The sequence below is a fragment of the Achromobacter semiaridum genome (assembly GCF_053543755.1).
This window is the reverse complement of the sequence record NZ_JBLVOL010000075.1, coordinates 8,341-31,872: the sequence shown is the minus strand read 5'-3', so window position 1 is coordinate 31,872 and position 23,532 is coordinate 8,341. Positions and strand designations below refer to the sequence as shown.

19 protein-coding genes and 1 pseudogene are annotated in these 23,532 nt (G+C 65.9%); 8 read left to right on the top strand and 12 right to left on the bottom strand.

All coding sequences use genetic code 11. The features are described from left to right. Positions 1 to 66: 66 nt before the first annotated feature. The 3 genes from ybeY to miaB are packed head-to-tail and all read right to left on the bottom strand — an operon-like array spanning position 67 to position 3,009. Entirely contained in the window at positions 67 to 543 is a 477-nt protein-coding gene (gene ybeY / locus ACNPP0_RS20200; protein WP_448706828.1) for an rRNA maturation RNase YbeY, read from the bottom strand. Next, the gene (locus ACNPP0_RS20195) at positions 533 to 1,558 is read right to left on the bottom strand and encodes a PhoH family protein (RefSeq protein WP_104145559.1); all 1,026 of its coding nucleotides are present in this window, start codon (positions 1,556 to 1,558) and stop codon (positions 533 to 535) included. The genes ybeY and ACNPP0_RS20195 overlap by 11 nt, the downstream gene beginning before the upstream one ends. Further along, on the bottom strand, positions 1,555 to 3,009 hold the full coding sequence (gene miaB / locus ACNPP0_RS20190; protein WP_332613059.1) for a tRNA (N6-isopentenyl adenosine(37)-C2)-methylthiotransferase MiaB: 1,455 nt from the start codon (positions 3,007 to 3,009) through the stop codon (positions 1,555 to 1,557). Before miaB ends, ACNPP0_RS20195 begins: the two co-directional genes overlap by 4 nt. 192 nt (positions 3,010 to 3,201) lie before the next feature. On the opposite strand from miaB, the gene ACNPP0_RS20185 reads away from it, so the two are divergent. Next, on the top strand, positions 3,202 to 3,969 hold the full coding sequence (locus tag ACNPP0_RS20185) for a phosphatase PAP2 family protein (RefSeq protein ID WP_332613060.1): 768 nt from the start codon (positions 3,202 to 3,204) through the stop codon (positions 3,967 to 3,969). A 62-nt stretch (positions 3,970 to 4,031) separates the two neighbouring features. On the opposite strand, the gene ACNPP0_RS20180 is transcribed toward ACNPP0_RS20185, so the two are convergent. The 7 genes from ACNPP0_RS20180 to queA all read right to left on the bottom strand — a co-directional run bounded on the left by ACNPP0_RS20180 (position 4,032) and on the right by queA (position 11,790). Beyond that, positions 4,032 to 4,769: an alanyl-tRNA editing protein gene (locus ACNPP0_RS20180; RefSeq protein WP_448706827.1), complete on the bottom strand. Its 738-nt coding sequence runs from the start codon at positions 4,767 to 4,769 to the stop codon at positions 4,032 to 4,034. Between the two features lie 36 nt (positions 4,770 to 4,805). Continuing rightward, positions 4,806 to 5,483, bottom strand: coding sequence for a VOC family protein (locus tag ACNPP0_RS20175; protein WP_448706826.1), 678 nt, complete (start codon positions 5,481 to 5,483; stop codon positions 4,806 to 4,808). 539 nt (positions 5,484 to 6,022) lie between these two features. Then, positions 6,023 to 6,958 carry a protein translocase subunit SecF gene (gene secF / locus ACNPP0_RS20170; RefSeq protein ID WP_448706825.1) on the bottom strand — a complete coding sequence of 312 codons (936 nt, stop codon included), beginning with the start codon at positions 6,956 to 6,958 and terminating at the stop codon, positions 6,023 to 6,025. A 54-nt stretch (positions 6,959 to 7,012) separates the two neighbouring features. Then, positions 7,013 to 8,893 (bottom strand): protein translocase subunit SecD, encoded by a 1,881-nt coding sequence (secD, locus tag ACNPP0_RS20165; RefSeq protein WP_332613065.1) that lies wholly within the window; start codon positions 8,891 to 8,893, stop codon positions 7,013 to 7,015. 110 nt (positions 8,894 to 9,003) lie between these two features. Beyond that, positions 9,004 to 9,348 carry a preprotein translocase subunit YajC gene (gene yajC / locus ACNPP0_RS20160; protein WP_448706824.1) on the bottom strand — a complete coding sequence of 115 codons (345 nt, stop codon included), beginning with the start codon at positions 9,346 to 9,348 and terminating at the stop codon, positions 9,004 to 9,006. Between the two features lie 250 nt (positions 9,349 to 9,598). Beyond that, on the bottom strand, positions 9,599 to 10,735 hold the full coding sequence (gene tgt, locus ACNPP0_RS20155; protein ID WP_448706823.1) for a tRNA guanosine(34) transglycosylase Tgt: 1,137 nt from the start codon (positions 10,733 to 10,735) through the stop codon (positions 9,599 to 9,601). After that, complete coding sequence (queA, locus tag ACNPP0_RS20150; RefSeq protein ID WP_448706822.1) at positions 10,732 to 11,790, bottom strand: tRNA preQ1(34) S-adenosylmethionine ribosyltransferase-isomerase QueA; 1,059 nt, start codon at positions 11,788 to 11,790, stop codon at positions 10,732 to 10,734. Before queA ends, tgt begins: the two co-directional genes overlap by 4 nt. A 193-nt stretch (positions 11,791 to 11,983) precedes the next feature. Here queA and dacB point away from each other — a divergent pair, with 193 nt between their 5' ends. Then, positions 11,984 to 13,432, top strand: coding sequence for a D-alanyl-D-alanine carboxypeptidase/D-alanyl-D-alanine endopeptidase (dacB, locus tag ACNPP0_RS20145; RefSeq protein WP_442880395.1), 1,449 nt, complete (start codon positions 11,984 to 11,986; stop codon positions 13,430 to 13,432). 143 nt (positions 13,433 to 13,575) lie between these two features. Continuing rightward, positions 13,576 to 14,214 (top strand): uracil phosphoribosyltransferase, encoded by a 639-nt coding sequence (upp, locus tag ACNPP0_RS20140; protein ID WP_332613068.1) that lies wholly within the window; start codon positions 13,576 to 13,578, stop codon positions 14,212 to 14,214. Positions 14,215 to 14,343: 129 nt separating this feature from the next. Here the strand turns inward: upp and cysG are convergent, their stop codons facing one another. Together cysG and ACNPP0_RS20130 are read right to left on the bottom strand one after the other, a co-directional pair. Further along, complete coding sequence (gene cysG, locus ACNPP0_RS20135) at positions 14,344 to 15,762, bottom strand: siroheme synthase CysG (protein WP_448706821.1); 1,419 nt, start codon at positions 15,760 to 15,762, stop codon at positions 14,344 to 14,346. A gap of 109 nt (positions 15,763 to 15,871) precedes the next feature. Further along, the gene (locus ACNPP0_RS20130) at positions 15,872 to 16,453 is read right to left on the bottom strand and encodes an ANTAR domain-containing response regulator (protein ID WP_332613071.1); all 582 of its coding nucleotides are present in this window, start codon (positions 16,451 to 16,453) and stop codon (positions 15,872 to 15,874) included. 395 nt (positions 16,454 to 16,848) lie between these two features. Between ACNPP0_RS20130 and ACNPP0_RS20125 the strand changes: the two genes are divergently transcribed. The 5 genes and pseudogenes from ACNPP0_RS20125 to ACNPP0_RS20105 all read left to right on the top strand — a co-directional run. Then, the gene (locus tag ACNPP0_RS20125; protein WP_332613073.1) at positions 16,849 to 18,150 is read left to right on the top strand and encodes a CmpA/NrtA family ABC transporter substrate-binding protein; all 1,302 of its coding nucleotides are present in this window, start codon (positions 16,849 to 16,851) and stop codon (positions 18,148 to 18,150) included. Between the two features lie 27 nt (positions 18,151 to 18,177). Beyond that, a complete protein-coding gene (gene ntrB, locus ACNPP0_RS20120; protein WP_448706820.1) occupies positions 18,178 to 19,008 on the top strand; it encodes a nitrate ABC transporter permease in 831 nt (276 codons plus the stop codon). Positions 19,009 to 19,012: 4 nt separating this feature from the next. After that, on the top strand, positions 19,013 to 19,933 hold the full coding sequence (locus ACNPP0_RS20115) for an ABC transporter ATP-binding protein (protein ID WP_448706819.1): 921 nt from the start codon (positions 19,013 to 19,015) through the stop codon (positions 19,931 to 19,933). Between the two features lie 23 nt (positions 19,934 to 19,956). Next, positions 19,957 to 21,180 (top strand): annotated as a pseudogene (locus ACNPP0_RS20110) (NAD(P)/FAD-dependent oxidoreductase); the annotation flags it as partial. A gap of 48 nt (positions 21,181 to 21,228) precedes the next feature. Then, the coding region (locus ACNPP0_RS20105; protein WP_527892952.1) for a nitrate reductase at positions 21,229 to 23,532 on the top strand (2,304 nt) is incomplete at its 3' end.

Genomic DNA, 23,532 nt, shown 5'->3' with positions numbered 1-23,532 from the left:
CCCGAGGGGGCCGCAAGCGGCATGCCCGAACGCGGGCGGCGTTCGGAGCAAGCTTGGCCGGGCGGCCTAAGCGGCCACCACGTACGGGTCAGCGATGCCCATCCGCGCCAGCGTGGCCGTTTCCAGGGCTTCCATGCGCTTGGCGTCGCGTGCCTTGATGTGGTCGTAGCCCAGCGAATGCAGCACGCCGTGAATCGTCAGGTGGGCCGCGTGCTCCAGCAGCGGTTTGCGCTGTTCGCGCGCCTCGCGCACCAGCACCGGCACGCACATCACGATATCGCCGCGGGCCACGCCCAACGGGTCCACGCCGTACTCGAAGGTGAGCACATTGGTGGCGTAGTCGCGTTCGCGGAAATCGCGGTTCAGGCGCCGGCTCTCGGCAGCGCCGACCAGGCGCAGGCTCAGTTCCGCCGCCGAAAAGTCCACCAGGCCGTCTTCGGCCGCCGCCGCCAGCGCGCGCTCGGCCCACCGGCGCAGGCGCCAGCGGGGCAGGCGGGCTTCCTCGACCCCGTATTGAACGGACAGGGACAGATCAGGCTTCATTTTCAGAGGCGCGATCATAGGCGTCGACAATGCGGGCGACCAGCGGGTGGCGCACGACATCGCGGCTGGTGAAGCGGGTGGTGGCAATGCCCTGGACGTCTTCCAGCACCTTGACCGCATGCGCCAGGCCGCTGTCCTGACCGCGCGGCAGGTCCACCTGTGACGGGTCGCCGGTGATGACGGCCTTGCTGCCGAAACCGATCCGCGTCAGGAACATCTTCATTTGTTCCGGCGTGGTGTTCTGCGCTTCGTCCAGGATGACGAACGCGTGGTTCAGCGTGCGGCCGCGCATATAAGCCAGCGGTGCGATTTCGATGGTCTGCTTTTCGAACAGGCGCTGCACCTTTTCAAAGCCCATCAGGTCGTACAGCGCGTCGTACAGCGGGCGCAGATAGGGGTCCACCTTCTGGGCCAGGTCGCCGGGCAGGAAGCCCAGGCGCTCGCCGGCTTCGACGGCGGGGCGCGTCAGCACCAGCCGCTGCACCGTATCGCGTTCCATGGCATCGATGGCGCAAGCCACCGCCAGCCAGGTCTTGCCGGTGCCGGCCGGGCCGACGCCGAACGTGATGTCGTGCTTCAGGATGTTGTTCAGGTAGTCGCGCTGGCGCGGCGTGCGCGGGCGCAGGTCACTGCGCTTGGTGCGCAGCGCGATGCTGTCGCTGTCGTCGTCCAGGGCCGGCAAGGCATCGGCTTCGCGCACCTGCGCTTCCTGTGGTTTGTCTTCCTGGCGTCCAACGCCGATTTCGACCAGGCCCAGCTGGATGTCATCGACCGACAGAGCGCGGTGCACGGCTTGCTCGTGAAAGCGCCGCAAGACCCGGCCGGCCAGTTCGGCGCGTTCGCCTTCGATGGTGACGCGGCTGCCTCGGCGCGACAGCTTCACGCCCATGCCGTCGGCCAGTTGGCGCAGATTCTCGTCCAGGGGGCCGCACAGATTGGCCAGGTGGGTGTTGTCGCCGTCCAGGTTGACGACGGCGGGCATGCTGCGACGGGCGCGGGAACGGGGAGTGGTCATTCGGCCTCTTGGGGAACGCGGTCCACATCGGCCACCCGGGCGCGCAACGAATTGGTGTGCGCTTCGGTGATGATGACGTCGACCATTTGTCCGATGAGCCGCGCGGGCGCGGCGAAGTTCACGATGCGATTGTTCTCGGTGCGGCCCATCAGTTCGTTGGGGTCGCGGCGCGAGGGGCCTTCCACCAGCAGGCGCTGGCGGGTGCCGACCATGTTGCGGGCGATGGTGGCCGCCTGCTCGTTGATCAGCGCTTGCAGGCGCTGCAAGCGGCGCAGCTTGACGTCCTGCGGCGTGTCGTCCGTCAGGTCGGCGGCGGGCGTGCCCGGCCGGCGCGAATACACGAACGAGAACGAGGTGTCGAAACCGACATCTTCGATCAGCTTCATGGTCTTTTCGAAGTCTTCTTCCGTTTCACCGGGAAAGCCCACGATGAAGTCGGACGACAGCGTCAGGTCGGGGCGGGCCGCGCGCAGGCGGCGCACCACCGACTTGAATTCCAGCGTGGTGTAGCCCCGCTTCATGCCGGCCAGCACGCGGTCGCTGCCGGCTTGCACGGGCAGGTGCAGGAACGACACCAGCTTGGGCAGGCGGGCGTAGGCGTCCACCATGCGCTGGGTCATTTCCTTGGGATGCGACGTGGTGTAGCGGATGCGTTCGATGCCCGGGATGTCGTGCACGTATTCCAGCAGCATGGCAAAGTCGGCGATCTCGTCCGAGCCTTCCATTTTGCCGCGGTACGCGTTCACATTCTGGCCCAGCAGCGTCACTTCCTTCACGCCCTGGTCGGCCAGGTCGGCCACTTCGATCAGCACGTCCTCGAAGGGGCGCGAGACTTCTTCGCCGCGCGTGTAGGGCACCACGCAGAAGCTGCAATACTTGCTACAGCCTTCCATGATGGACACGAACGCCGTGGCGCCATCGACGCGCGGGGGCGGCATGTTGTCGAACTTTTCGATTTCCGGAAAGCTGATGTCCACTTGCGACCGGCCTTCGGCACGGCGGCGCGCGATCAGGTCGGGCAGGCGGTGCAGCGTCTGCGGGCCGAACACCACGTCAACATAGGGCGCGCGCTTGACGATGGCCGCGCCTTCCTGGCTGGCCACGCAGCCGCCCACGCCGATCACCAGGTTGGGATTGGTCTTTTTCAGGTGCTGCACCCGGCCCAGGTCCGAGAACACTTTTTCCTGCGCCTTTTCGCGCACCGAACAGGTGTTGAAGAGAATGACGTCGGCTTCTTCGGGGTTGTCGGTCAGTTCCAGGCCCTGGTCGCCGCGCAGCACGTCGGCCATCTTGTCCGAGTCGTACTCGTTCATCTGGCAGCCGAAGGTGCGGATGTACAGCTTGCGGGGGGAACCGGTGCCTGCGTCAGTGGCGGCAGTGTCCGGAAGGGCGGCGGCGGCGGAGTCGCCGGCGCTGGGCGCGTTGGCGCGCTTAAGGGAGGTAGCTTGCATGAGTGTCGCCGTGACGGGTGTAGATCCCGGGGGCTGAAAGGGGTGGAAAGGCGGAATTTTAACCCTTGCCAGGAAATTGTTTCTTGGCCCGGCGGGTGCGCCGCCGTTACGATAGCGGGCCGGCTGAATTCCAGCCGCAAGTAATATTCCTGTTTTTCCTCAAGCGTTCCTATTTTCCCGTAAGCGGCACCGATGACACCGAACCCCCTGACGCCCCGGGCCGCCGCGTCCGTGCCCCCTGCCGCGCGCGGCCCCGCTGTGCAAAACCCGATCCGCAACCCCTTTTCCTGGACGACCTGGCTGTTGCTGGCTGCGGCATTGGCGTTGTTGGCAGGCGCCAGTGCGCGATGGGTGGACTTGCCCCTTGCCATCTGGATCAAGCAGTCGGTGTCCGTCGGGGTGAACGAATCCTTCGAATGGGTTGGCGAATTGGGCGAAAGCGGCCCGTATATCGGCGTGGCGCTGGCGTTCTACGTGGTCGGCCTGATTGGTCTGGCGCGCGGCTGGCGCAACCCGCTGCGCATGAGCTACGCCAGCATGGCGCGCGGCAGCTTGCTGATGCTCTCGACCATGGCCGTGGGCGGGGTGATCGTGTTGTTGCTCAAGCGGTCGGTGGCCCGCGCGCGTCCCGAGTTGTTCTTCGAAAAAGGCATCTACGGGCTGGGCGAATCGTTTTCACGCGTGCAGCAGTTCAATTCCTTTCCGTCCAGCCACACCTATGCGGCCTTTGCCGTGGCCGTGGTGCTGAGCATCCTGGCGCCGCGCTGGCGCGTGGTGTTCCTGCTGCTGGCCGCGCTGGTGGCGATGAGCCGGCTGGTCAACCTGGACCACTACCTTTCCGACGTGATGACCGCGGCGGGCATCGCGGTGCTGGTGGGACATCTGCTGGCGCCCCGCGTGTTGGGCAGCCAGTATCAATGGCCGCTGCGCGCGCCGTGGCGTTGGTGGAAAAAAGCGTGAACCCTGGCGCTCTTTATACAAGGGCCGCGATAACATCGCGGCCCTTTTTTATCGCGCGTTGCTTATGCAAAGTTGACGACCACGCGCCGATTCGTGCGGCTTTTCTTTTCGATCTTGGCGATGGTCACCGCGCCGATTTCGCCGGTGTTGCGCACGTGGGTGCCGCCACAGGGCTGGCGATCCACCCCGGGGATATCCACAATTCGGATCTTGGCCGTGCCCGTCGGGGGCGCCGCGCCCACCGTGCGCACCAGGTCGGGTTGCGCCGCCAGTTCTTCGGGGGTGATGGCGGTGACGGTGACGTCCAGGCCACGGTTGATCAGCGCGTTCAGTCGCTCGGCCAGCTCCGTCTTTTCCAGGGTGGATTCGGGCAGGTCGAAATCGATGCGGGCGGAGTCGGCCGAGATGCTGCAACCGGTCACGGGCGCGGGCACCAGGGCGCCCAGCAAGTGCAGACAGGTGTGTAGCCGCATCAGGCGATGGCGGCGCGCCCAATCGATGGCCACGGTGACACGGTCGCCCACTTGCGGGGGCGTGTCGCCTTCGGCCAGGCTCAGCACGTGCAGGATGCGCTGGCGGTCGTCCGCGTACACCGTGTCCGCCAACGTCAGCACGCGTCCATCCGTCAGCGTCAGCGTGCCGCTGTCGCCCGCCTGCCCGCCGCTACGCGCGTAGCAAACGGTCTCGTCCAGCTCGACGCCTTCGGGGCCGACGGCCGTGATGGTGGCCTGGCATTGGTCCAGATAGGGTTCGTCGTCGAAACGTTTGCGGGTAGCGGTGGCGGTGGCTGTAGTTGTCATGCGGGGTCTCCGGTTTGAATTCGATGTGCGGGGGGGTTACGCCAGGGTCTTCTGCCCTTGCGGCGTGTCGATCAGCGCGGTCAGACGCGGCTGCCCGTCGGTTTGTTCCAGGTCGATCAGGGTGTCCGCACCCATCCAGGTCAGCCCTTGGCGCAACAGGCCGGCCTGCGGGTGGCATCCCGTCAGGCGCACCAGCGTCAACGGCTGCGGCGGCAGGCTGACGCCGGGGTAGGCTTCCACATCCCATTGGATCAGCGTGGGCAGCAAGCCGTCGCCGGCGGCATGGCCCGCCTCGCGCCATGCCGGCAGGCTGCCGTCGTCCGGCACCGTCAAGCGCCAGCGCAGATCGCCGCGCGTCATGGGGATGACGGGGGCGATACGCTCGGGGTGTTCGGCCTGCATGCGCGTCAGATCCAGCGGCGCTTGAACGCGCGCGGCCCAGTGCGCCAGGAAAGGGCCCTGTTCCAGCCGTGCGCGCATGGCGCCCTGGTCCAGCCCGAACCAGCGCGGCCGCTCAGGCGCGGGCGCGTCCGGGTCTATGGCGATGACCTCCAGATACATGCCGCCCGCCATGCCCAGCACGCGGTTGTGGGTGCCCATGCGCGGGTGCGCGCCGCCGGTTTGTGGCGCGATGCCCAGCAGCCCGGCAACATATTCCGTACCGCTGGCAAGGTCCGCCGCGGCGATGACGAGATGATCAATGGTGAGTTTCATGGGGACCTATGGTAGCGAATGCCGGCGGATTCGTACCCGTACACCAGAACGACACCAAACGGTACAGTGCCGATCACGCCGTGACGGAGATGCCGGCCGTGTCGGATTGCCGCGCTTTTCGCACCCGGATTTCAACATGCTGATCCAGACCGGTCGGCGGCATCTTCAAAACCGAGGTCGTACAGGACGTTTTTGGTACCAGGAGTCATCCGTCCGCCTGCACAACGAACAGCCGCATTCCCATGCTCTTTTGGACGGAGAGGGGAAATGCCTTGAAGTCCTTTTTTGATGCGCCTTCCCAGGACAACATCTTGGGGATGTCCGTTCACATGAATATATCTGTTCAGATATAAAAATAAATACGCCCCGTAGCGAGAACGGCAAAGGCAAGCGCTTAGGGGCAACGCGGCTATTCGTGGCGGCTGTGGATTTTTTGAAGCGTCTTGCACGCCGCCCCAAAAGCAAAAACCCGTCGCGCATGCGACGGGTTTTTGTTTGCGGCCCGACCGGAATCGGGATGTGGGGTCAGCGGGCTGGGATCAGGCGACTTCGCCTTCCTCGCCTTCTTTCTTGACCGGCTTGATCAGGTCTTCGCGCTTGACGCCCATCCACATGGCCAGCGCGGCGGCGACGAACACCGACGAATAGATACCGAACCAGATGCCGATGGTCAGTGCCATGGCGAAGTAGTGCAGGCTGGGGCCGCCGAAGAAGAGCATGGCCAGCACCATCATCTGCGTCGAACCGTGGGTGATGATGGTTCGCGAGATGGTCTGGGTGATGGCGCTGTTGATGACTTCGGTGACGTCGGCCTTGCGGTACTTGCGGAAGTTCTCGCGGATCCGGTCCATGATGACGACCGATTCGTTCACGGAGTAACCCAGCACCGCCAGCACGCCCGCCAGCACCGCCAGCGAGAATTCCCACTGGAAGAAGGCGAAGAAGCCAAGGATGATCACCACGTCGTGCAAGTTGGCGATCACGCCGGCGACGGCGAACTTCCATTCGAAGCGAAAGCCCAGGTACACCATGATGCCGATCACCACGACCAGCAGGGCCATCAAGCCGTTGTGCAGCAGTTCCTGGCCGACCTGCGGCCCGACGAATTCCACGCGGCGTAGCTCGACGCTGGAATCGGCCGTCTTCAGCGCGGCCAGCACGCTTTCGCTTTGCGTGGCCGACGTTTGGCCTTCCTGCAGCGGCAGGCGGATCATGACGTCGCGCGAGGTGCCGAAGTTCTGCACCTGGAAGTCGGAGTAGCCCAGCTTGGACACCACGCCACGCACGTTTTCCAACTGCGCCGTCTGGGCGTAGTTGACTTCCATGACCGTGCCGCCGGTGAATTCGATCGACAGGTGGAAGCCCCGCGTGACGATGAAGAAGACCGCCAGCGCGAACGTGACGAGGCTGATGATGTTCAGCACCAACGCATGGCGCATGAACGGGATGGTGCGGTGAATACGGAAAAATTCCATTTTTCGCCTTCGGTTCTTTTTATGGCGGACGGCTGTGGGCCGTCCGCCTTATTGTCAGTTTGCCTTCGGTTTCCAGATCTCGCCGATGGAGATCGTGGAGAGCTTCTTCTTGCGGCCGTAGTACAGGTTGGCCAGGGCGCGCACGCCAACGACCGACGAGAACATCGACGTCAGGATGCCCAGGCAGTGCACCACCGCGAAGCCCCGGATCGGACCCGAGCCGAAGGCCAGCAGCGCCAGACCGACGATGAGCGTCGTGAGGTTCGAGTCAAGAATCGTGCCCCAGGCGCGTTCGAATCCTTGGTGGATGGCCTGCTGCGGGGTCGCCCCGGCGCGCAGTTCTTCCCGTATCCGCTCGTTGATCAGCACGTTTGAGTCAATGGCCATGCCCAGCGTCAGCGCGATAGCGGCGATACCCGGCAAGGTCAGCGTGGCTTGCAGCATGGACAGCAGCGCCAGAAGCAGCAGCACGTTCAGCGTCAGGCCCACCGTGGAGAACACACCGAACAGGTGGTAGTACAGGATGATGAAGACGGCGATGGCCAGGAAACCGTACAGCGTCGAATGGAAGCCCTTCGAGATGTTGTCGGCGCCCAGGCTCGGGCCGATGGTGCGTTCTTCGATGATCGACATCGGCGCGGCCAGCGCACCGGCGCGCAGCAGCAGGGCGGTGTCGGCGGCTTCTTCGGAGCTCATGCTGCCCGAGATCTGCACTTGGCCGCCCGCGATTTCGCTGCGGATGACCGGCGCCGTGACCACTTCGCCCTTGCCGTTTTCAAACAGCAGGATGGCCATGCGCTTGCCGATGTTGTCGCGGGTGACGTCGCGGAAGATGCGCGCGCCCTTGGAATCCAGCGTCAGGTGGACGGCGGCTTGCTGGGTTTGCGAATCGCGGCCCGGCTGCGCGTCTTGCAGGTTTTCACCCGTCAGCACGACCTGGCGGCGAACCAGGATGGGGCGGCCGTCACGATCGTTGTAGCGTTCCAGGCCGAAAGGCACGGTGCCGCCCAACAGCGCGGCTTGCGCGGTGGGGGTGTCGTCAACCATGCGGATTTCCAGCGTGGCGGTGCGGCCCAGCAGTTCCTTGGCCTTGGCCACGTCCTGCACGCCGGGCAGCTGCACCACGATGCGGTCCGCGCCCTGTTGCTGAATGACCGGTTCGGCCACGCCCAGTTCGTTGATGCGGTTGTGCAGGGTGTTGATGTTCTGCTTCAGCGCGGAATCCTGCACGCGCTGGACGGCGGCCGGGTTCAGGGCGCCCAGCAGCACTTGCTTGCCGCCTTCTTCGCGTTCCGTGAATTCCAGGTCGGGCAGGCGGGTGCGCAGGGTGGCGATGGCGCGGTCACGGTCGTCGGTGTTGGCGAACGTGGCGGCCACGCCCATGCCCGAGCGCTCGACGCCGGCCACGTTGACCTTCTGGTCACGCAACACCGAACGCACGTCGGCGGCCAGGGAGTCGTAGCGGGCGGTCAGTGCGCCCTGCATGTCCACTTGCAGCAGGAAGTGCACGCCACCGCGCAAGTCCAGCCCCAGGTACATCGGCTTGGGGGCGAACCAGCCCATCGCGCGCATCCAGGCGGGCGAGGCGGGCAGCAGGTTCAGCGCCACGGTGTAGTGGGGGTCGCCGGCAACGGTGTTCAGGGATTTGTCGAGCAGATCGCGCGCCTGCAATTGCAGGTCGGTCGAGGAGAAACGGGCGCGCACGGTACCGAGCGTGCCGTTTTGTTCGTAGAAGACGCCTTCGTTCGGAATCTTGGCTTCGGTCAGGATTTGATCGACCCGGCTCAACATCGCCGCATCCACCTTGATGGTGGCCTTGGCGCTGGAAACCTGGACCGCGGGAGACTCGCCGTAGAAATTCGGAAGCGTGTACAAGAGGCCAATGATGACCGCGATCAGGACCGTAATGTACTTCCAGAGGGGATAGCGGTTCATTGCCGGCTACTTCATGTCAGGGTGATAAAAGGGCCGCCCGGGCGATGAACGCGGCGGGCGGCGGTGGGTCCCATCAAACGTAAGAGCCCGACGGGGGCTCTATTAGACGCTTAAAGGGCCTTGATGGTTCCTTTAGGAAGCACCGTCGAAACCGACGACTTCTGCATGATGACTTCAACGGGCTTGTCGGCCAGTTCGGACACTTCAACGGTCACGTAGCTGTCGTTCACCTTGGTGACCTTGCCCAGCATGCCGCCGGCCGTGACCACTTCGTCACCCTTGGCCAGGGCGGCGATCAGGTTGCGGTGTTCCTTCTGACGCTTCATCTGCGGGCGGATCATCAGGAAGTAGAGGATCACGAACATCAGGACGATGGGCAACATGCCCATCAACGCATTACCTTCAGGGGCGGCGGCTTGTGCCACGACGAGGCTTACGGTATCGATAACGGACATTGAATTCTCCTGCGTTTAAGTCTGTGTGGGTTGTTTGTTGCTACGGCCGGCCATGCCCGGGTTCTCTATGTAACCGTGGGTCATTGCCAAACCCCTTAGCTGTGTTGTTATGCGCCCATCCCCGCGCGAGCCATGGATAGGGCAAGCCGACTATTGTATCTATGTTATTGCCGGCCTTTCACTAGGGATGGATCCCAATCTATGGGGACGGAATCCCAATAAAAAAGACCCCCCCTGGAAAAAGGCCGGTTTATTCGATGCCGCGCGCCCGGTCGGCCGCGAACTGCGCGCGCCACGCTTCAAAGCGTCCTTCGGCGATGGCTTCGCGCATTTCCTGCATGATCGTCAGGTAGAAATGCAGGTTGTGCAGGGTGTTCAGGCGCGCGCCGGTGATCTCGTTGGCCCGTTGCAGGTGGTGCAGATAGGCGCGCGAGAAGCTGCCGCAGGTGTGGCAGGCGCAGCTGGGGTCCAGCGGCCGGGTGTCGTCGCGGTATTTGGCGTTGCGGATCTTGACGTCGCCAAAACGGGTAAACAGCCAGCCGTTGCGGGCGTTGCGGGTGGGCATGACGCAATCGAACATGTCCACGCCGCGGCTGACGCCTTCCACCAGGTCTTCCGGCGTGCCCACGCCCATCAGGTAGCGCGGCGCCTGGGCCGGCAGCTTGGGGGTGACGTGCGCCAGGATGCGCATCATGTCTTCCTTGGGCTCGCCCACCGACAGGCCGCCGATGGCGTAGCCGTGAAAACCGATGTCTTGCAGCCCGGCCAGCGATTCGTCGCGCAGGGATTCGTACATGCCGCCTTGCACGATGCCGAACAGCGCGTTGGGGTTGCCCAGGCGGTCGAATTCATCGCGCGAGCGGCGCGCCCAGCGCAAGGACATGCGCATGGACCGGGCGGCTTCTTCCACGGTGGCGGGGCGCCCGTCGATTTCATACGGCGTGCATTCGTCAAACACCATCACGATGTCGGAATTGAGCGAACGCTGGATACGCATCGATTCTTCGGGCGTCAGGAACAGCCGCGCGCCGTCGATGGGTGACGCAAACTTCACGCCTTCCTCGGTTATCTTGCGCATGCCTTGCAGGCTGAACACCTGGAAGCCGCCCGAGTCGGTCAGGATGGGTTTGTCCCACTGCATGAAGCCGTGCAGGCCGCCGTGCTTTTCCATGATGTCCGTGCCCGGGCGCAGCCACAGGTGGAACGTGTTGCCCAGCACGATCTGCGAGCCGATCTCTTTAAGCTCGTGCGGCATCATGGCCTTGACGCTGCCATAGGTGCCCACGGGCATGAAGATGGGCGTCTCGACCACGCCGTGGTTCAGAGTGATGCGGCCGCGGCGGGCGCCGCCGTCGGTGGCTAGCAGTTCAAAGTTCAGACCGGTCATGGGGCGGGGGACTCGATAAACATGGCGTCGCCATAGCTGAAGAAGCGGTAGCGCTGGGCCACCGCATGGGCGTAGGCGCGGCGGATCGGCTCAACGCCGGCCAGCGCCGACACCAGCATCAGCAGGGTCGACTGGGGAAGGTGGAAGTTGGTGACCAGGGCGTCCACGACGCGGTACCGGTAGCCGGGGGTGATGAAAAGGCGGGTGTCGCCCTGGGCGGCGGCCAGCGGCAGGCCGGGGGCGGTGCGCCCTTCGGATTGCGCCGCCGCCGATTCCAGCGCGCGCACGCTGGTCGTGCCCACGGCGATCACCCGGCCGCCCTTGGCGCGGGCGGCGGCGATGGCGTCCACGGTGGCCGGGGGCACGGTGAACCATTCGGCGTGCATGATGTGGTCGGCCAGGTTGTCGACCCGCACCGGCTGGAAGGTGCCCGCGCCCACGTGCAGCGTGACAAAAGCGCGCGCGATGCCCAGGCTGGCCAGGCGGTCCAGCGTGGGCTGGTCAAAGTGCAGGCCCGCCGTGGGGGCGGCGACCGCGCCGGGCTCGCGGGCGTAGACGGTCTGGTAGCGGTCGTCGTCGCCTGCGTCGGCCGCGTGCGTGATGTAGGGCGGCAGCGGCGTGGCGCCGTGCGCGTCCAGCAGGTCCAGCACCGGGCCGGGAAAGCGGATGTCGAAAAGCTCGCCTTCGCGGCCGAGCACGGTGGCGTCAAAGGCGTCGGCCAGACGCAGCACCATGCCCGGGCCGGGCGATTTGCTGGCGCGCACATGGGCCAGCACGCGGTCGGACTCGGTGATGCGTTCGACCAGCACCTCGATCTTGCCGCCGGTGATCTTATGGCCCGCCAGCCGCGCCTTGATGACGCGGGTGTCGTTGAACACCAGCAGGTCATCCGGACGCAGCAGGCCGACCAGGTCGGCGAACTGTCGGTCGTGCAGTTGGCTGGCGGCATCCAGATGCAGCAGGCGGCTACCGGTGCGCTGGGCGGCGGGCGTCTGCGCGATAAGTTCTGGCGGCAGCTCGTAATTGAAGTCGGAAACGGTCAGGGACTGGGTCACGCGGGTATCTGCGGGTATCTGTCTGTCAGGAGGGGCGGCCCGGTAAACGCTGATGGCGGCGGCCGGGCAAGCTCGGGGCAACCGGCTATTGTAAAGGCGAAGGTTATCAGGGCCGGATCGGCCTGCTGCCCGTAACCGTCCCAGGTTTTGTATGCTCTCGGTCTTGAGAGCAATAGCAACCGGTGGACTAGGCATGACGGGACAAGCGATGAAGCGGTGTGGCGGGCTGAAGCGGTGGTTGGCCGGCGCGCTGATGGCCCTGTCGGCCGGCGCCGCCTGCGCGCAGGTCCAGGGCCTGCCGCCCAACGTCGTGAATGCCTGGAAAGCCAGCAAGCTGCCCGACAGTTCGTTGTCGCTGGTGGTGCAAGAGCTGGGCGGACAGCGGTTGATTGCGCTGAACGCGAAAGAACCCCGCAACCCGGCGTCGGTGATGAAGCTGGTCACGACGTGGGCCGCGTTGTCCGAGCTGGGCCCCAACTACGTCTGGCGCACCGAATTCATGACGGCGCCCGGCGCCCGGCCCGATGCCCGTGGCGTCCTGGCCGGCCCTTTGTATCTGCGCGCGGGCGGCGACCCCCAGTTTCTGATGCAGGACCTGTGGGCGCTGCTGCGCGAACTGCGCCTACGCGGCGTCAAGCAGATCAATGACCTGATTATCGACCGCAGCATATTCGGCCAGGTCGCCACGGACCCGGGCGCTTTCGACGGCGCCCCGGACCGCGCCTACAACGCCAGCCCCGATGCGCTGATGGTGGGTTTTGGCGCGCTGCGCCTGTTGTTCACCCCCGACCCCGTGGCCCAGAAGTGGGTGCCGTTGATCGACCCGCCCTTGCCCGGCCTGAAGATTGAAGGCAGCGTGCAATGGAGCGACATCCGCTGTCCCGGCCCGCCGGTCGTCACGACCGAACCGCTCATCACCCAGCAGGGCGTGACGATCCGCGTCGGCGGCAAGGTGGCCGGGTCCTGCGGCGAATTCAGCCTGTATCGGCTGGCGCTGTCGCAGCCGGATTACGCCACCGAAATCTTCCGCATGTTGTGGAAGGAACTGGGCGGCACGTTCAAGGGGCAGGTCAAATCGGGCATGGTGCCGGCGGACGCCGTGGTGCTGGCCTCGCATGAATCCCCGACCTTGTCCGAGGTCATCCGCCAGATCAACAAGCGCAGCAACAACGTCATGGCGCGCACGCTGCTGCTGACGCTGGGCGCCGAGCGCGGCCGCCGGCCGGCCACGGTGACCAGCAGCGAGGCGGCGGCCAAGGGCGCGCTGGTCAAGCAGGGCCTGGACATGCCCGAACTGGTCATCGACAACGGCGCGGGGCTGTCGCGCGAGGCCCGGGTGTCGGCCGACAGCCTGGCGTCGATGCTGACCGTGGCGTGGAATTCGCCGGTCATGCCCGAATACATATCTTCCTTTGCGATTGCCGGGGTGGACGGCACGGTGCGCCGCCGCCTGAAGGGCGATGGCACGCAGGGCATGGCGCACCTGAAGACCGGCTCGCTGCGCGACGTGCGATCCATCGCCGGCTACGTGCTGGGAGCCAGCGGCAAGCGCTACGTGGTTGTCAGCATCGTGAACCACGAACAGGCAGGCGCCGTCCGGGCTTTCGACGACGCACTGATCGCATGGCTGGCCGATCAATGAATGTGGCCCGCACGCCGCGCGCACTCTGTGCGCTTGCTGCTCCCCCCAAGGCCTTTAAACCGATTACGATCCTCAGTTGCGGCTTGCGAACGGCCGCCTGAGGCGACAAACCCTGTATTTCAATATTCTGGAGAATTACGCACATGCCCGTGCACGAAATCCGCCATCCGCTGATCCGCCATAAGCTCGGGATCATGCGTCGCGCCGACCTCAGCACCAAGAGCTTTCGAGAGTTGTCGCAGGAAGTGGGCGCGCTGCTGACGTACGAAGCGTCCAAAGACCTGCCGCTGGCGCCCGCCACCGTCGAGGGCTGGTGTGGACAAGTCCAGGTTGAGAAGATTGCCGGCAAGAAAGTCACCGTGGTGCCTATCCTGCGCGCGGGCATCGGCATGCTGGACGGCGTGCTCAGCCTGATACCTGGCGCCAAGGTCAGCGTGGTGGGCGTGGCCCGCAACGAAGAAACCCTGGAAGCCCATACCTACCTGGAACGCCTGGTTGGCGAACTGGACCAGCGCCTGGCGCTGATCGTCGACCCGATGCTGGCGACCGGCGGTTCGATGGTGGCCGCGATTGATTTGCTCAAGCGCGCCGGCTGCAAGGAAATCCGCGCGTTGGTGCTGGTGGCCGCGCCCGTGGGTATCGAGGCCGTGCTGTCCAAGCACCCCGACGTGCATATCTATACGGCGTCCATCGACGACGGCCTGAACGAACACGGCTACATCATGCCCGGCCTGGGCGACGCGGGCGACCGCATCTTCGGCACCACTCAGAAGACGGTCTGACCGCTTGCCTGTCCGGCCTGCGGCGATCCGGGGGCCGGCGGCCGCTCTTCAGCGGCCAGGCAGGCTTTCCAGCAGCCCGGCTTCCAGCAGCCCGGCTTCCAGCAGCCGGCGCGTCTGGCGGGGCGCGCCTTACGCGCCCGGCGCGCTGACCTCGGCCCCGTCGATGTGTTGGCCGAACCACCGAAGTTTCGGCGCCAGCCCGGCAACCTCGCCCACAATCAGCAGGGCGGGGGAACGGATGGCATGTTCCGCCGCCAGTTCCGGCAGCGCTTGCAACGTGCCCGACAGCACCCGCTGTTCCGGCCGGCTGCCGTTTTCGATCAGCGCGAACGGCGTGTCGGCCGCTCGGCCATGGCCCAATAGACGCCGGGTCAGAAGTTCCAGCTGCCCCACGCCCATATAGAAAGCCAAGGTCTGCTTTTCACGCGCCAGCGCGGGCCAGTCCAGGTTGTCTTCGTCTTCGCGGCAATGCGCCGTGATCAGCCGCACCGATTGGGCGTGCTCGCGATGCGTCAGCGGAATGCCGGCGTAGGCCGCACAGGCCAGCGCCGCGGTAATGCCGGGCACCACCTCAAAGCGCACGCCATGCGCGCGCAGATGTTCCAGTTCTTCGCCGCCTCGGCCAAAAATAAAGGCGTCGCCCCCTTTCAGCCGCACCACGCGCTTGCCCGCTTGCGCGTGTTCCACCAGCAGGGCGTGGATGCGAGCCTGCGTGGCGTGATGGTTTTCGCCGGGCAGCTTGCCCACGCAAATGCGGTCGGCGTCACGGCGCGCCAAGGACATGACGTCGTCGCTGACCAAGCGGTCATAGAGGATGACGTCGGCTTCGTTTAGCGCGCGCAGCGCCTTCAAGGTCAGCAGCCCGGGGTCGCCGGGGCCGGCGCCCACCAGCACGACGCTGCCTTCGGCGGGCGCAAGCGGGGTGTCCAGCGCCTGTGCCAGCGCGGCTTCGGCTTGGGCGGGTTGTTGCTGGCGCAGCAAGCCGGCCACGGGGCCGTCCAGCAACCAGTCATAGAAACGGCGACGCGCGCCCAGATCGGGATGGCCGGCGCGGATACGCTTGCGATAGGTTGCGGCCAACGCGGCCAGTTGGCCCAACGTGTGGTCAAACAGCGATTCGATGCGCTCGCGCACGCGGCGCGCCAGCACGGGCGCCACGCCCGACGACGAAATGGCCACGATGACAGGCGAGCGGTCGACGATGGACGGCACCTGGAACGAGGACAGCTCCGGGTCGTCCACCACGTTCGTAAAGATGCGGCGCGCGCCGGCCGCTTCGGATACGGCGGCGTTGGCCGCGCGGTCGTCGGTGGCGGCCACCACCAGCCACACATCGTCCAGCCAGGCGGCGTCAAAGCGGCCCGGCAAATAATGAATGCGGCCCTGGGCCGCAAGTTCAGTCAATGCCGGGGTCAGTTTCGGCGCGCCCACCACCACCTGGGCAGAGGCTTCCAGCAGCGCAAGCGTCTTGCGTTCGGCTACCGCGCCGCCACCCACCACCAGCACCCGCCGACCCTTCAGGTCAGCAAAAATCGGAAAAAGCTGCATCTTGTGCCCGCCTCGGGCGTACCCGGCAAAATATCACCCGATCATAGGGACGGGCTTACATCCCCACAACTTTTGATTTCTTGAATTCATATATCCAAAACTTATTTGGTCAGGCGTTGCCCAGCCATTGGCTCATCTCGACGACCTCGCGCGCGACGTCGCCCAGCCGCTTCTGGCTTTGCATGGCGCGCTCGCGCAGCAGCCGATGCGCTTCCTCTTCGGGAATCGATCGGGTCTTCATCAGGATGCCTTTCGCTTTCTCCACCCACTGCCTCTCGGCCAGCCGCAGTTGCGCGTCGCGCAGTTCTTCGCGCCGGGATTTCTCCATGGCGAAACGCTCGATCGCCACCGTCAGCAGGGGTTCGATGCGAGCGGCCGGCACATCGCCGACCACGTAAGCGGCCACCCCGGCGCGCAGCGCCGTACGGATGGTGTCGCGGTTGCCGTCGTCGGTGAACATGACGACGGGGCGGTCGCTGTGCTCGCTGGCCACACAGACGTTTTCCAAGGTGTCGCGCCCGGGGGCGTCGCTGTCGATCAACACCACGTCCGGGGCGGCTTGCGCGATGGCGCTGGCCAGGTCCATGCCGGGCGCCACCTCCGAGACCACGTGCACCCCGGCCGCAGCCAGCGTCTGCCGCAGCGACGCCGCGCGCCCCTCGCCATCATTAAGCAGCATCACCTTCAGCATGGAACCCCTCCGATGTGGGGATTCATGCAAGTTCCATGCCATCCGTGATCGCCTACGCCGCAGCCGCGCGACGCACAGCACCGGGGCGCGCGTGGCACAGCCATGGTGCGCCGCCGCATCGCGTTGCGCACCAACTTGGGTCTGGTGCCGTCGCCGCGATGCCGCGAACGAGCGCCCCTTATCCGCGCCATCGTCAACGCCGGCGCGGCCTTGCGAGCATTGACGGGCATTTTCCACGCGCCTGGCACAGCGTTTGCTTGATGGAAACTGGGCGGCCAACGGCGGTCGCCAACGCAACGCGCCGCCGTACGCGGCAAGGGACAACGACGTTCCGCAGCGCCAATGGATTGGATTCCATGGCGCGCGGGACGTTTTTTTTTGCCAGGAGCCATTGCATGACGCCAGTGACACGAAGCCCCTTTACCGACCCTGCCGCCCACGCCCAGGCCGGCACCAACGCCGGCCGCCGCAAATGGTTAAGCGGCACGGCCCGCGCGGTGGCGGGCGCCGGCCTGCTGTCGCTGGTCGACCCCCTGGTGCGCGCGGGCGCCTGGGCTGCCGGCACGGACGCGCCGGAAAAGACCGAAGTGAAAATCGGCTTCATCCCGCTGACCGACTGCGCCTCGGTCGTGATGGCGTCCGTGCTGGGCATCGACAAGAAATACGGGGTGACGATCACGCCGTCCAAAGAAGCCTCATGGGCGGCCGTGCGCGACAAGCTCATGAACGGCGAGCTGGACATGGCCCACGTGTTGTATGGCCTGGTTTATGGCGTGCACATGGGTATCGGCGGCCCCAAGAAAGACATGGCCGTCTTGATGAGCCTGAACCAGAACGGCCAGGCCATCTCGCTATCGAACAAGGTGCTGGCAGCCGGCGCGCGCGATGGCGAATCGCTGGCCAAGCTGATGGCGTCCGACAAGCGCGAATACACCTTCGCGCAGACGTTCCCCACCGGCACGCACGCCATGTGGCTGTATTACTGGCTGGCCGCGTACGGCATCAACCCGATGAAGGACGCCAAGGTCATTACCGTGCCGCCGCCGCAGATGGTCGCCAACATGCGCGTGGGCAACATGGACGGCTTCTGCGTGGGCGAACCGTGGGGCGCGCGCGCCATCATGGACAAGATCGGCTTTACCGCCGTGACCACCCAGGGCATCTGGCAGGACCACCCGGAAAAAGTGCTGGGCACCAGCGCGGATTTCGTGGCGCGCAACCCGAACACGGCGCGCGCCGTGACCGCCGCCATTCTTGAAGCCGGCAAGTGGATCGACGCCTCGCCCGCCAACCGTCAGAAGACGGCCGAAACCATCGCCGCCAAGTCCTACGTGAACACGGACGCCAGCGGCATCGTGGACCGCATGCTGGGCCGGTACGAAGACGGCCTGGGCAAGTCGTGGACGGACGCGCACGCCATGCGCTTCTACGCCGACGGCTCGGCCAACTTCCCTTACTTGAGCGACGGCATGTGGTTCCTGACGCAGCACAAGCGTTGGGGCTTGTTGAAAGAGCATCCGGACTATCTGGCGATGGCGCGGCAGGTGAACCGTATCGACATCTACAAGCAGGCCGCGCAGGCCGCGGGCGTGGCGCTGCCCGCCAGTGAAACGCGGTCGTCCACGTTGATAGACGGCGTGATGTGGGACGGCAGCAATCCGGCGGCCTATGCCGACGGATTCAAGGTCAAGGTTTGAACGGCTGTACTGAACAAGGGGCATGCAATGTCTACCGTAACGAGTCTGGGTCGCGGCGTCGCGTTCATCGCAGCCGGCCGCGAGCGGCTGGAGTCCGTGCTGAAAGCCGTGGTCGGCCCTGTGGCCGGTTTCGCGCTGTTCGTGCTGGTGTGGCAAGTGGTGGCGATGCGCATCCCGGAAATCCCCACGCCGGCAGTGACCTGGCACGCCGCCGTGACGCTGTTCTCGGATCCGTTCTATGACAACGGCCCCAACGACAAGGGCATCGGCTGGAACCTGGTGGCTTCGCTTGAACGGGTGGCGATCGGCTTTGGCCTGGCGGCGTTGATCGGCATTCCCGCCGGCTTTGCAATCGGCCGCTACGCCGCCATCAACGCCATGTTCTCGCCCATCGTCAGCCTGTTGCGGCCGGTGTCGCCATTGGCCTGGCTACCCTTGGGATTGCTGCTGTTCAAAGCCGCCAACCCGGCCGCCATCTGGGCGATTTTCATCTGTTCGATCTGGCCGATGATCATCAACACCGCCGTCGGGGTATCGCGCGTGCCGCAGGATTACCTGAACGTGGCGCGGGTGTTGAACCTGTCGGAATGGAAGTTGACGACCAAGGTCTTGCTGCCCGCCGTGCTGCCGTATGTGTTGACCGGCGTGCGCTTGTCGATCGGCACCGCGTGGCTGGTGATCGTGGCGGCCGAGATGCTGACGGGCGGCACCGGCATCGGCTTCTGGCTGTGGGATGAATGGAACAACCTGAAGGTCGAACACATCGTCATCGCCATTTTCGTGATCGGCATCGTGGGCCTGTTGCTTGAAACGCTGCTGGTGGCGCTGGCCCGCCGCTTCACCTATACCGAGGAATAGCGCCATGAAGAAATTCGTACGCATCGAAAGCGTGGGCCAGACCTTTCACACCCGCAAGGGCGCCTTCGTGGCGCTGCGCGATATCGACCTGACGGTGGAACAGGGCGAATTCATCACCCTGATCGGCCATTCGGGTTGCGGCAAATCCACCTTGCTGAACCTGATCGCGGGCCTGACCCGGCCCGCCAGCGGTGTGCTGCTGTGCGCCGAGCGCGAGATCACCGGCCCGGGCCCTGACCGCGCGGTGGTGTTTCAGAACCACTCGCTGCTGCCTTGGCTGACGTGCTTCCAGAACGTGTACCTGGCCGTCGAACGCGTTTTTGCCGCCAAGGAAAAGCGTGCGCGGCTGGAGCAGCGCACGCGCGCGGCGCTGGAACTGGTGGGCCTGTTGCCCGCGCAGAACAAGCTGCCGCGCGAGATTTCCGGCGGCATGAAACAACGCGTGGGCATTGCGCGCGCACTGGCCATTGAGCCGGGCGTGCTGCTGATGGACGAACCCTTTGGCGCCCTGGACGCGCTGACGCGGGCGCATCTGCAAGACGAACTGCTGAAGATCGTGGCCAAGACGCGTACGACCACCATCATGGTCACGCATGATGTGGACGAAGCGGTGCTGCTGTCCGACCGCATCGTCATGCTGACCAACGGCCCGGCCGCCACCATCGGAGACATCCTGCCCGTGCCCTTGCCGCGTCCGCGCGACCGCGTGCGGCTGGCCAACGACGCCACCTACCTGGCGTGCCGCGCGTCGGTGGTGGACTTTCTGCATCGCCGCCACGGCAATCCCGAACGCTCGCAAGAGGTGGCGCAGATCAATGCCGAGGCGCATGCTGCCGGCCATCCCGCCGGTCATCTCGCGGCCCAAGCGGCCCAAGCGGCCAACCCCGCCGCCAGCCATCCCGACGCGGCGCGGGCGGCGGCCTGATCCCGCGCAAGCCAGGCACGCACATGAACACGAAGCCAAAGCCAAAGCTGGTCGTGGTGGGCAACGGCATGGCGGGCATCCGCACGGTAGAAGAACTGCTGGCGCAGGCGCCCGACCTGTACGACATCACGGTGATCGGCGCCGAGCCCTACACCAACTACAACCGCATCCTGCTGTCGCCCGTGCTGACGGGCGAGCAGACGCTGGACGACATCGTGCTGAACGATGAAGCCTGGTATGCCCGCCATCGCATCCGGCTGCTGCGCAACCGGCGCGTAACGCAGGTGAACCGAGCCAGGCGCACGGTCAGCTGCGATGACGGCACGCAAGCCGCGTATGACCGGCTGCTGCTGGCCACGGGTTCCACGCCCACCATCCTGCCCGTGCCGGGCCACGACCTGGACGGCGTGGTGGCGTTTCGCGATATCGACGACGTGAACCGGATGATCGAAGCGTCCTCGCGCTATCGCCACGCGGTCGTCATCGGCGGGGGCCTGCTGGGCCTGGAAGCGGCCAACGGCTTGGCCGCGCGCGGCATGAAGGTATCTGTCGTGCACCTGGGCGCAACACTGCTGGACCGCCAACTTGACGGCGATGCGGCCGCCTTGTTGCGTCGCAACCTGGAAGCGCGCGGCCTGACTTTCTTGCTGCAACGCCAGACGCGCGAGATCGTTGCGGGCGGCGACGGGCGCGTGCGCGCGCTGCGCTTCACGGACGGCCAGGAAGTCGCGGCGGACCTGGTGGTGATGGCGGTGGGTGTGCGCCCGAACACGGCGTTGGCGCAGGGCTGCGGGCTGCGCGTGGATCGCGGCATTGTGGTGTCGGACACCTTGCAGACCTACGACCCGCGTATCTACGCGGTGGGTGAATGCGCCAGCCATCGCGGCACGGCCTATGGCCTGGTCGCGCCGCTGTTCGAGCAGGCGAAGGTGGCGGCCAACCACCTGGCCATGCACGGCATCGGCCGCTATGAGGGCAGCGTCACGTCCACGAAATTGAAGGTGACGGGCATCGATCTTTTTTCGGCGGGAGATTTCATGGGCGGGGCGCAAACAGAGACGATCGTGCTGGCCGACGCCATCGACGGCGTCTACAAGAAGCTGGTGTTGCATGACGACAAACTGGTCGGCGCCTGCCTGTATGGCGACACGGCGGACAGCAACTGGTACGTGCGCCTGATCCGCGAAGGGCGCGGCATCGGCGCGCTGCGCGACCGCTTGATGGCGGGGGACATGATGGTGGACGACGAACACGCGTCGCCCGTGCCGATCACCGCCGGGGCAGGCGTATAAGCCATGGCCATGGACATGCCGCTGCAAAAAATGCTGCCCATCTCCGTCGATAACGGCGTCCGCGAAGTGGCTTCGGTGTGCTGCTACTGCGGCACGGGCTGCGGCGTGCGCGTGCAGGCGCGGGGCAACACGGTGCTAGGGGTGCGCGGGGATGACAGCCACCCCGCCAATTACGGCAAGCTGTGCAGCAAGGGCCTGGCGCTGGCGGATACGGTGCGGCGCGACGGCGCGCGCGTGCTGTCGGCGCAATGGCGCGCTGATCGGACGGCACCGCTCAAGCAGATAAGCCTGGACCAGGCGCTGGACATCGCGGCGCAGCGCTTGGCCGAAGCGATGCTTGCGCACGGTCCGGACGCCGTGGGCTTTTACCTGTCCGGCCAATTGCTGACCGAGGACTACGCCGTCTTCAACAAGCTGGCGCGCGCTTTGGTGGGCACCAACAATATCGACACCAACTCGCGCCTGTGCATGTCCAGCGCCGTGTCGGGCTACAAGCGCACCTTGGGCGCCGACGCGCCACCCGCCTGCTACGAAGACCTGGACCTGGCCGACACGGTGCTGATCGCCGGGTCGAACATGGCGTACGCGCACCCGGTGCTGTTCCGCCGACTGGAGGCGGCGCGCGCGCGCCGACCGGGCATGAAGGTAATCGTCGTGGATCCGCGCCGCACGGACACGGCCACGTTTGCCGACCTGCACCTGGCCATTACGCCCGGCTCCGACGTGGCGCTGTTTCACGCCATGCTGCACGTGATGGCGCGCGAAGGCCTTGTCGACCGCAACTACGTCAAGCTCCACACCGAGGGGTTCGACACGTTGATGGCCACCGTTCAGGCAGTCACCCCCCAGGTGGCGCAGCAAATCTGCGGCGTGCCCGCCGCCGACATCATCCAGGCCGCGCGTTGGTTCGGCGGCGGCGGCGCGGCGTTGTCGCTGTACACGATGGGCTTGAATCAATCGACCCAGGGCACTGACAAGAACGCCGCGTTGATCCATCTGCATCTGGCCACGGGCCAGATCGGCAAGCCCGGCGCCGGCCCGTTCTCGCTGACGGGCCAGCCCAACGCGATGGGTGGGCGCGAGGCCGGCGGCATGGCCACGCTGCTGCCCGGGCACCGGGATCCGGCCTTGGCGGAGGACCGGGCCGAGGTCGCCGCGTTATGGGGTGTGGATGCGCTGCCCGCCGGGCGCGGGGCCACGGCCCTGGATCTGTTCGACGCCGCGCGTGACGGGCGCATCAAGGTGTTGTGGATCGCCGCGACCAACCCGGCGCAATCCTTACCCGACCAGGCCCGTGTGCGCCAGGCGCTGGCGCGGGCGGACTTCGTGATCGTCCAAGAGGCGTTTGCCGGCACCGAGACGCTGGCCTATGCCGACCTGATATTGCCCGCCGCGACATGGCCCGAAAAATCGGGCACGGTCACCAATTCCGAACGCCGCATCAGCCGCGTGCGCGCGGCGGTGGCCCCGCCGGGCGATGCGCAGCCCGACTGGCGGCTGGCGCAGGCGGTGGCACAGCGGCTGGCCGCACGCGTCGCCCCGCACAAGTCCGCCTGTTTTGCCTACGCGGATGAAAGCGACGTTTTCGCCGAGCACGTTCGTATGACGGCGGGGAAAGACCTGGACTACAGCGCCTTGGACTACAACATTTTGGACCGCAACGGCCCGACGCAATGGCCGTACCAAGGCGGCCAGGGCAAGCCGCGCCTGTACGCCGATGGGGTGTTCCCCACCGCCAACGGGCGCGCGCGCTTTTGCAACGTGCGCCATCAACCGCCCGCCGACGCGTTGACGCCGGAATTTCCGCTGCAACTGACCACCGGCCGGCTGCGCGACCACTGGCACACGTTGGCGCGCACGTCGCTGGCACCGGGCTTGACTCAGCACGTCGAGGAACCGTGGCTGTCGATGCACCCCGACGACATGCGCCGGTGCGATCTGGCGCCCGGCGCGTTGACGCGCATGCGTTCGCGCCGGGGCAGTGTGGTGCTACCCGTGCAGGCGGATGACGGGCTGCAACGCGGGCATGCGTTCTTGCCGATGCACTGGGGCAGCGCGTTCATGGCCGGGCTGGGCGTGAACGCGCTGGCGACGTCGGCCTCGGACCCGATCTCACGTCAACCCGAGCTGAAGTTCTCCGCCGTATCCGCCGAACCGGCCGGGCTGCCGTGGCAGGCGGCGGGCTGGATGCAAGGCGATGCGGCGACCTTGCGCGCGCGCTTGGCGCCGTGGTTGCGCCGTTTCGACTATGCGGTCGTGTTGCCGGTAGGCGCGGGCGGCGTACGCATTCGGCTGGCGGCCGCCCCA

Bases quoted from the DNA above. Each gene is read 5' to 3' on its own strand.
- ACNPP0_RS20195 (WP_104145559.1), bottom strand. From the start codon at position 1,558: ATGACCACTCCCCGTTCCCGCGCCCGTCGCAGCATGCCCGCCGTCGTC.
- ybeY (WP_448706828.1), bottom strand. From the start codon at position 543: ATGAAGCCTGATCTGTCCCTGTCCGTTCAATACGGGGTCGAGGAAGCC.
- ACNPP0_RS20130 (WP_332613071.1), bottom strand. From the start codon at position 16,453: ATGCTGAAGGTGATGCTGCTTAATGATGGCGAGGGGCGCGCGGCGTCG.
- ACNPP0_RS20180 (WP_448706827.1), bottom strand. From the start codon at position 4,769: ATGACAACTACAGCCACCGCCACCGCTACCCGCAAACGTTTCGACGAC.
- upp (WP_332613068.1), top strand. From the start codon at position 13,576: ATGCCCGTGCACGAAATCCGCCATCCGCTGATCCGCCATAAGCTCGGG.
- ACNPP0_RS20125 (WP_332613073.1), top strand. From the start codon at position 16,849: ATGACGCCAGTGACACGAAGCCCCTTTACCGACCCTGCCGCCCACGCC.
- ACNPP0_RS20175 (WP_448706826.1), bottom strand. From the start codon at position 5,483: ATGAAACTCACCATTGATCATCTCGTCATCGCCGCGGCGGACCTTGCC.
- secD (WP_332613065.1), bottom strand. From the start codon at position 8,893: ATGAACCGCTATCCCCTCTGGAAGTACATTACGGTCCTGATCGCGGTC.
- yajC (WP_448706824.1), bottom strand. From the start codon at position 9,348: ATGTCCGTTATCGATACCGTAAGCCTCGTCGTGGCACAAGCCGCCGCC.
- ACNPP0_RS20185 (WP_332613060.1), top strand. From the start codon at position 3,202: ATGACACCGAACCCCCTGACGCCCCGGGCCGCCGCGTCCGTGCCCCCT.
- dacB (WP_442880395.1), top strand. From the start codon at position 11,984: ATGACGGGACAAGCGATGAAGCGGTGTGGCGGGCTGAAGCGGTGGTTG.
- cysG (WP_448706821.1), bottom strand. From the start codon at position 15,762: ATGCAGCTTTTTCCGATTTTTGCTGACCTGAAGGGTCGGCGGGTGCTG.
- ntrB (WP_448706820.1), top strand. From the start codon at position 18,178: ATGTCTACCGTAACGAGTCTGGGTCGCGGCGTCGCGTTCATCGCAGCC.
- ACNPP0_RS20115 (WP_448706819.1), top strand. From the start codon at position 19,013: ATGAAGAAATTCGTACGCATCGAAAGCGTGGGCCAGACCTTTCACACC.
- tgt (WP_448706823.1), bottom strand. From the start codon at position 10,735: ATGACCGGTCTGAACTTTGAACTGCTAGCCACCGACGGCGGCGCCCGC.
- miaB (WP_332613059.1), bottom strand. From the start codon at position 3,009: ATGCAAGCTACCTCCCTTAAGCGCGCCAACGCGCCCAGCGCCGGCGAC.
- secF (WP_448706825.1), bottom strand. From the start codon at position 6,958: ATGGAATTTTTCCGTATTCACCGCACCATCCCGTTCATGCGCCATGCG.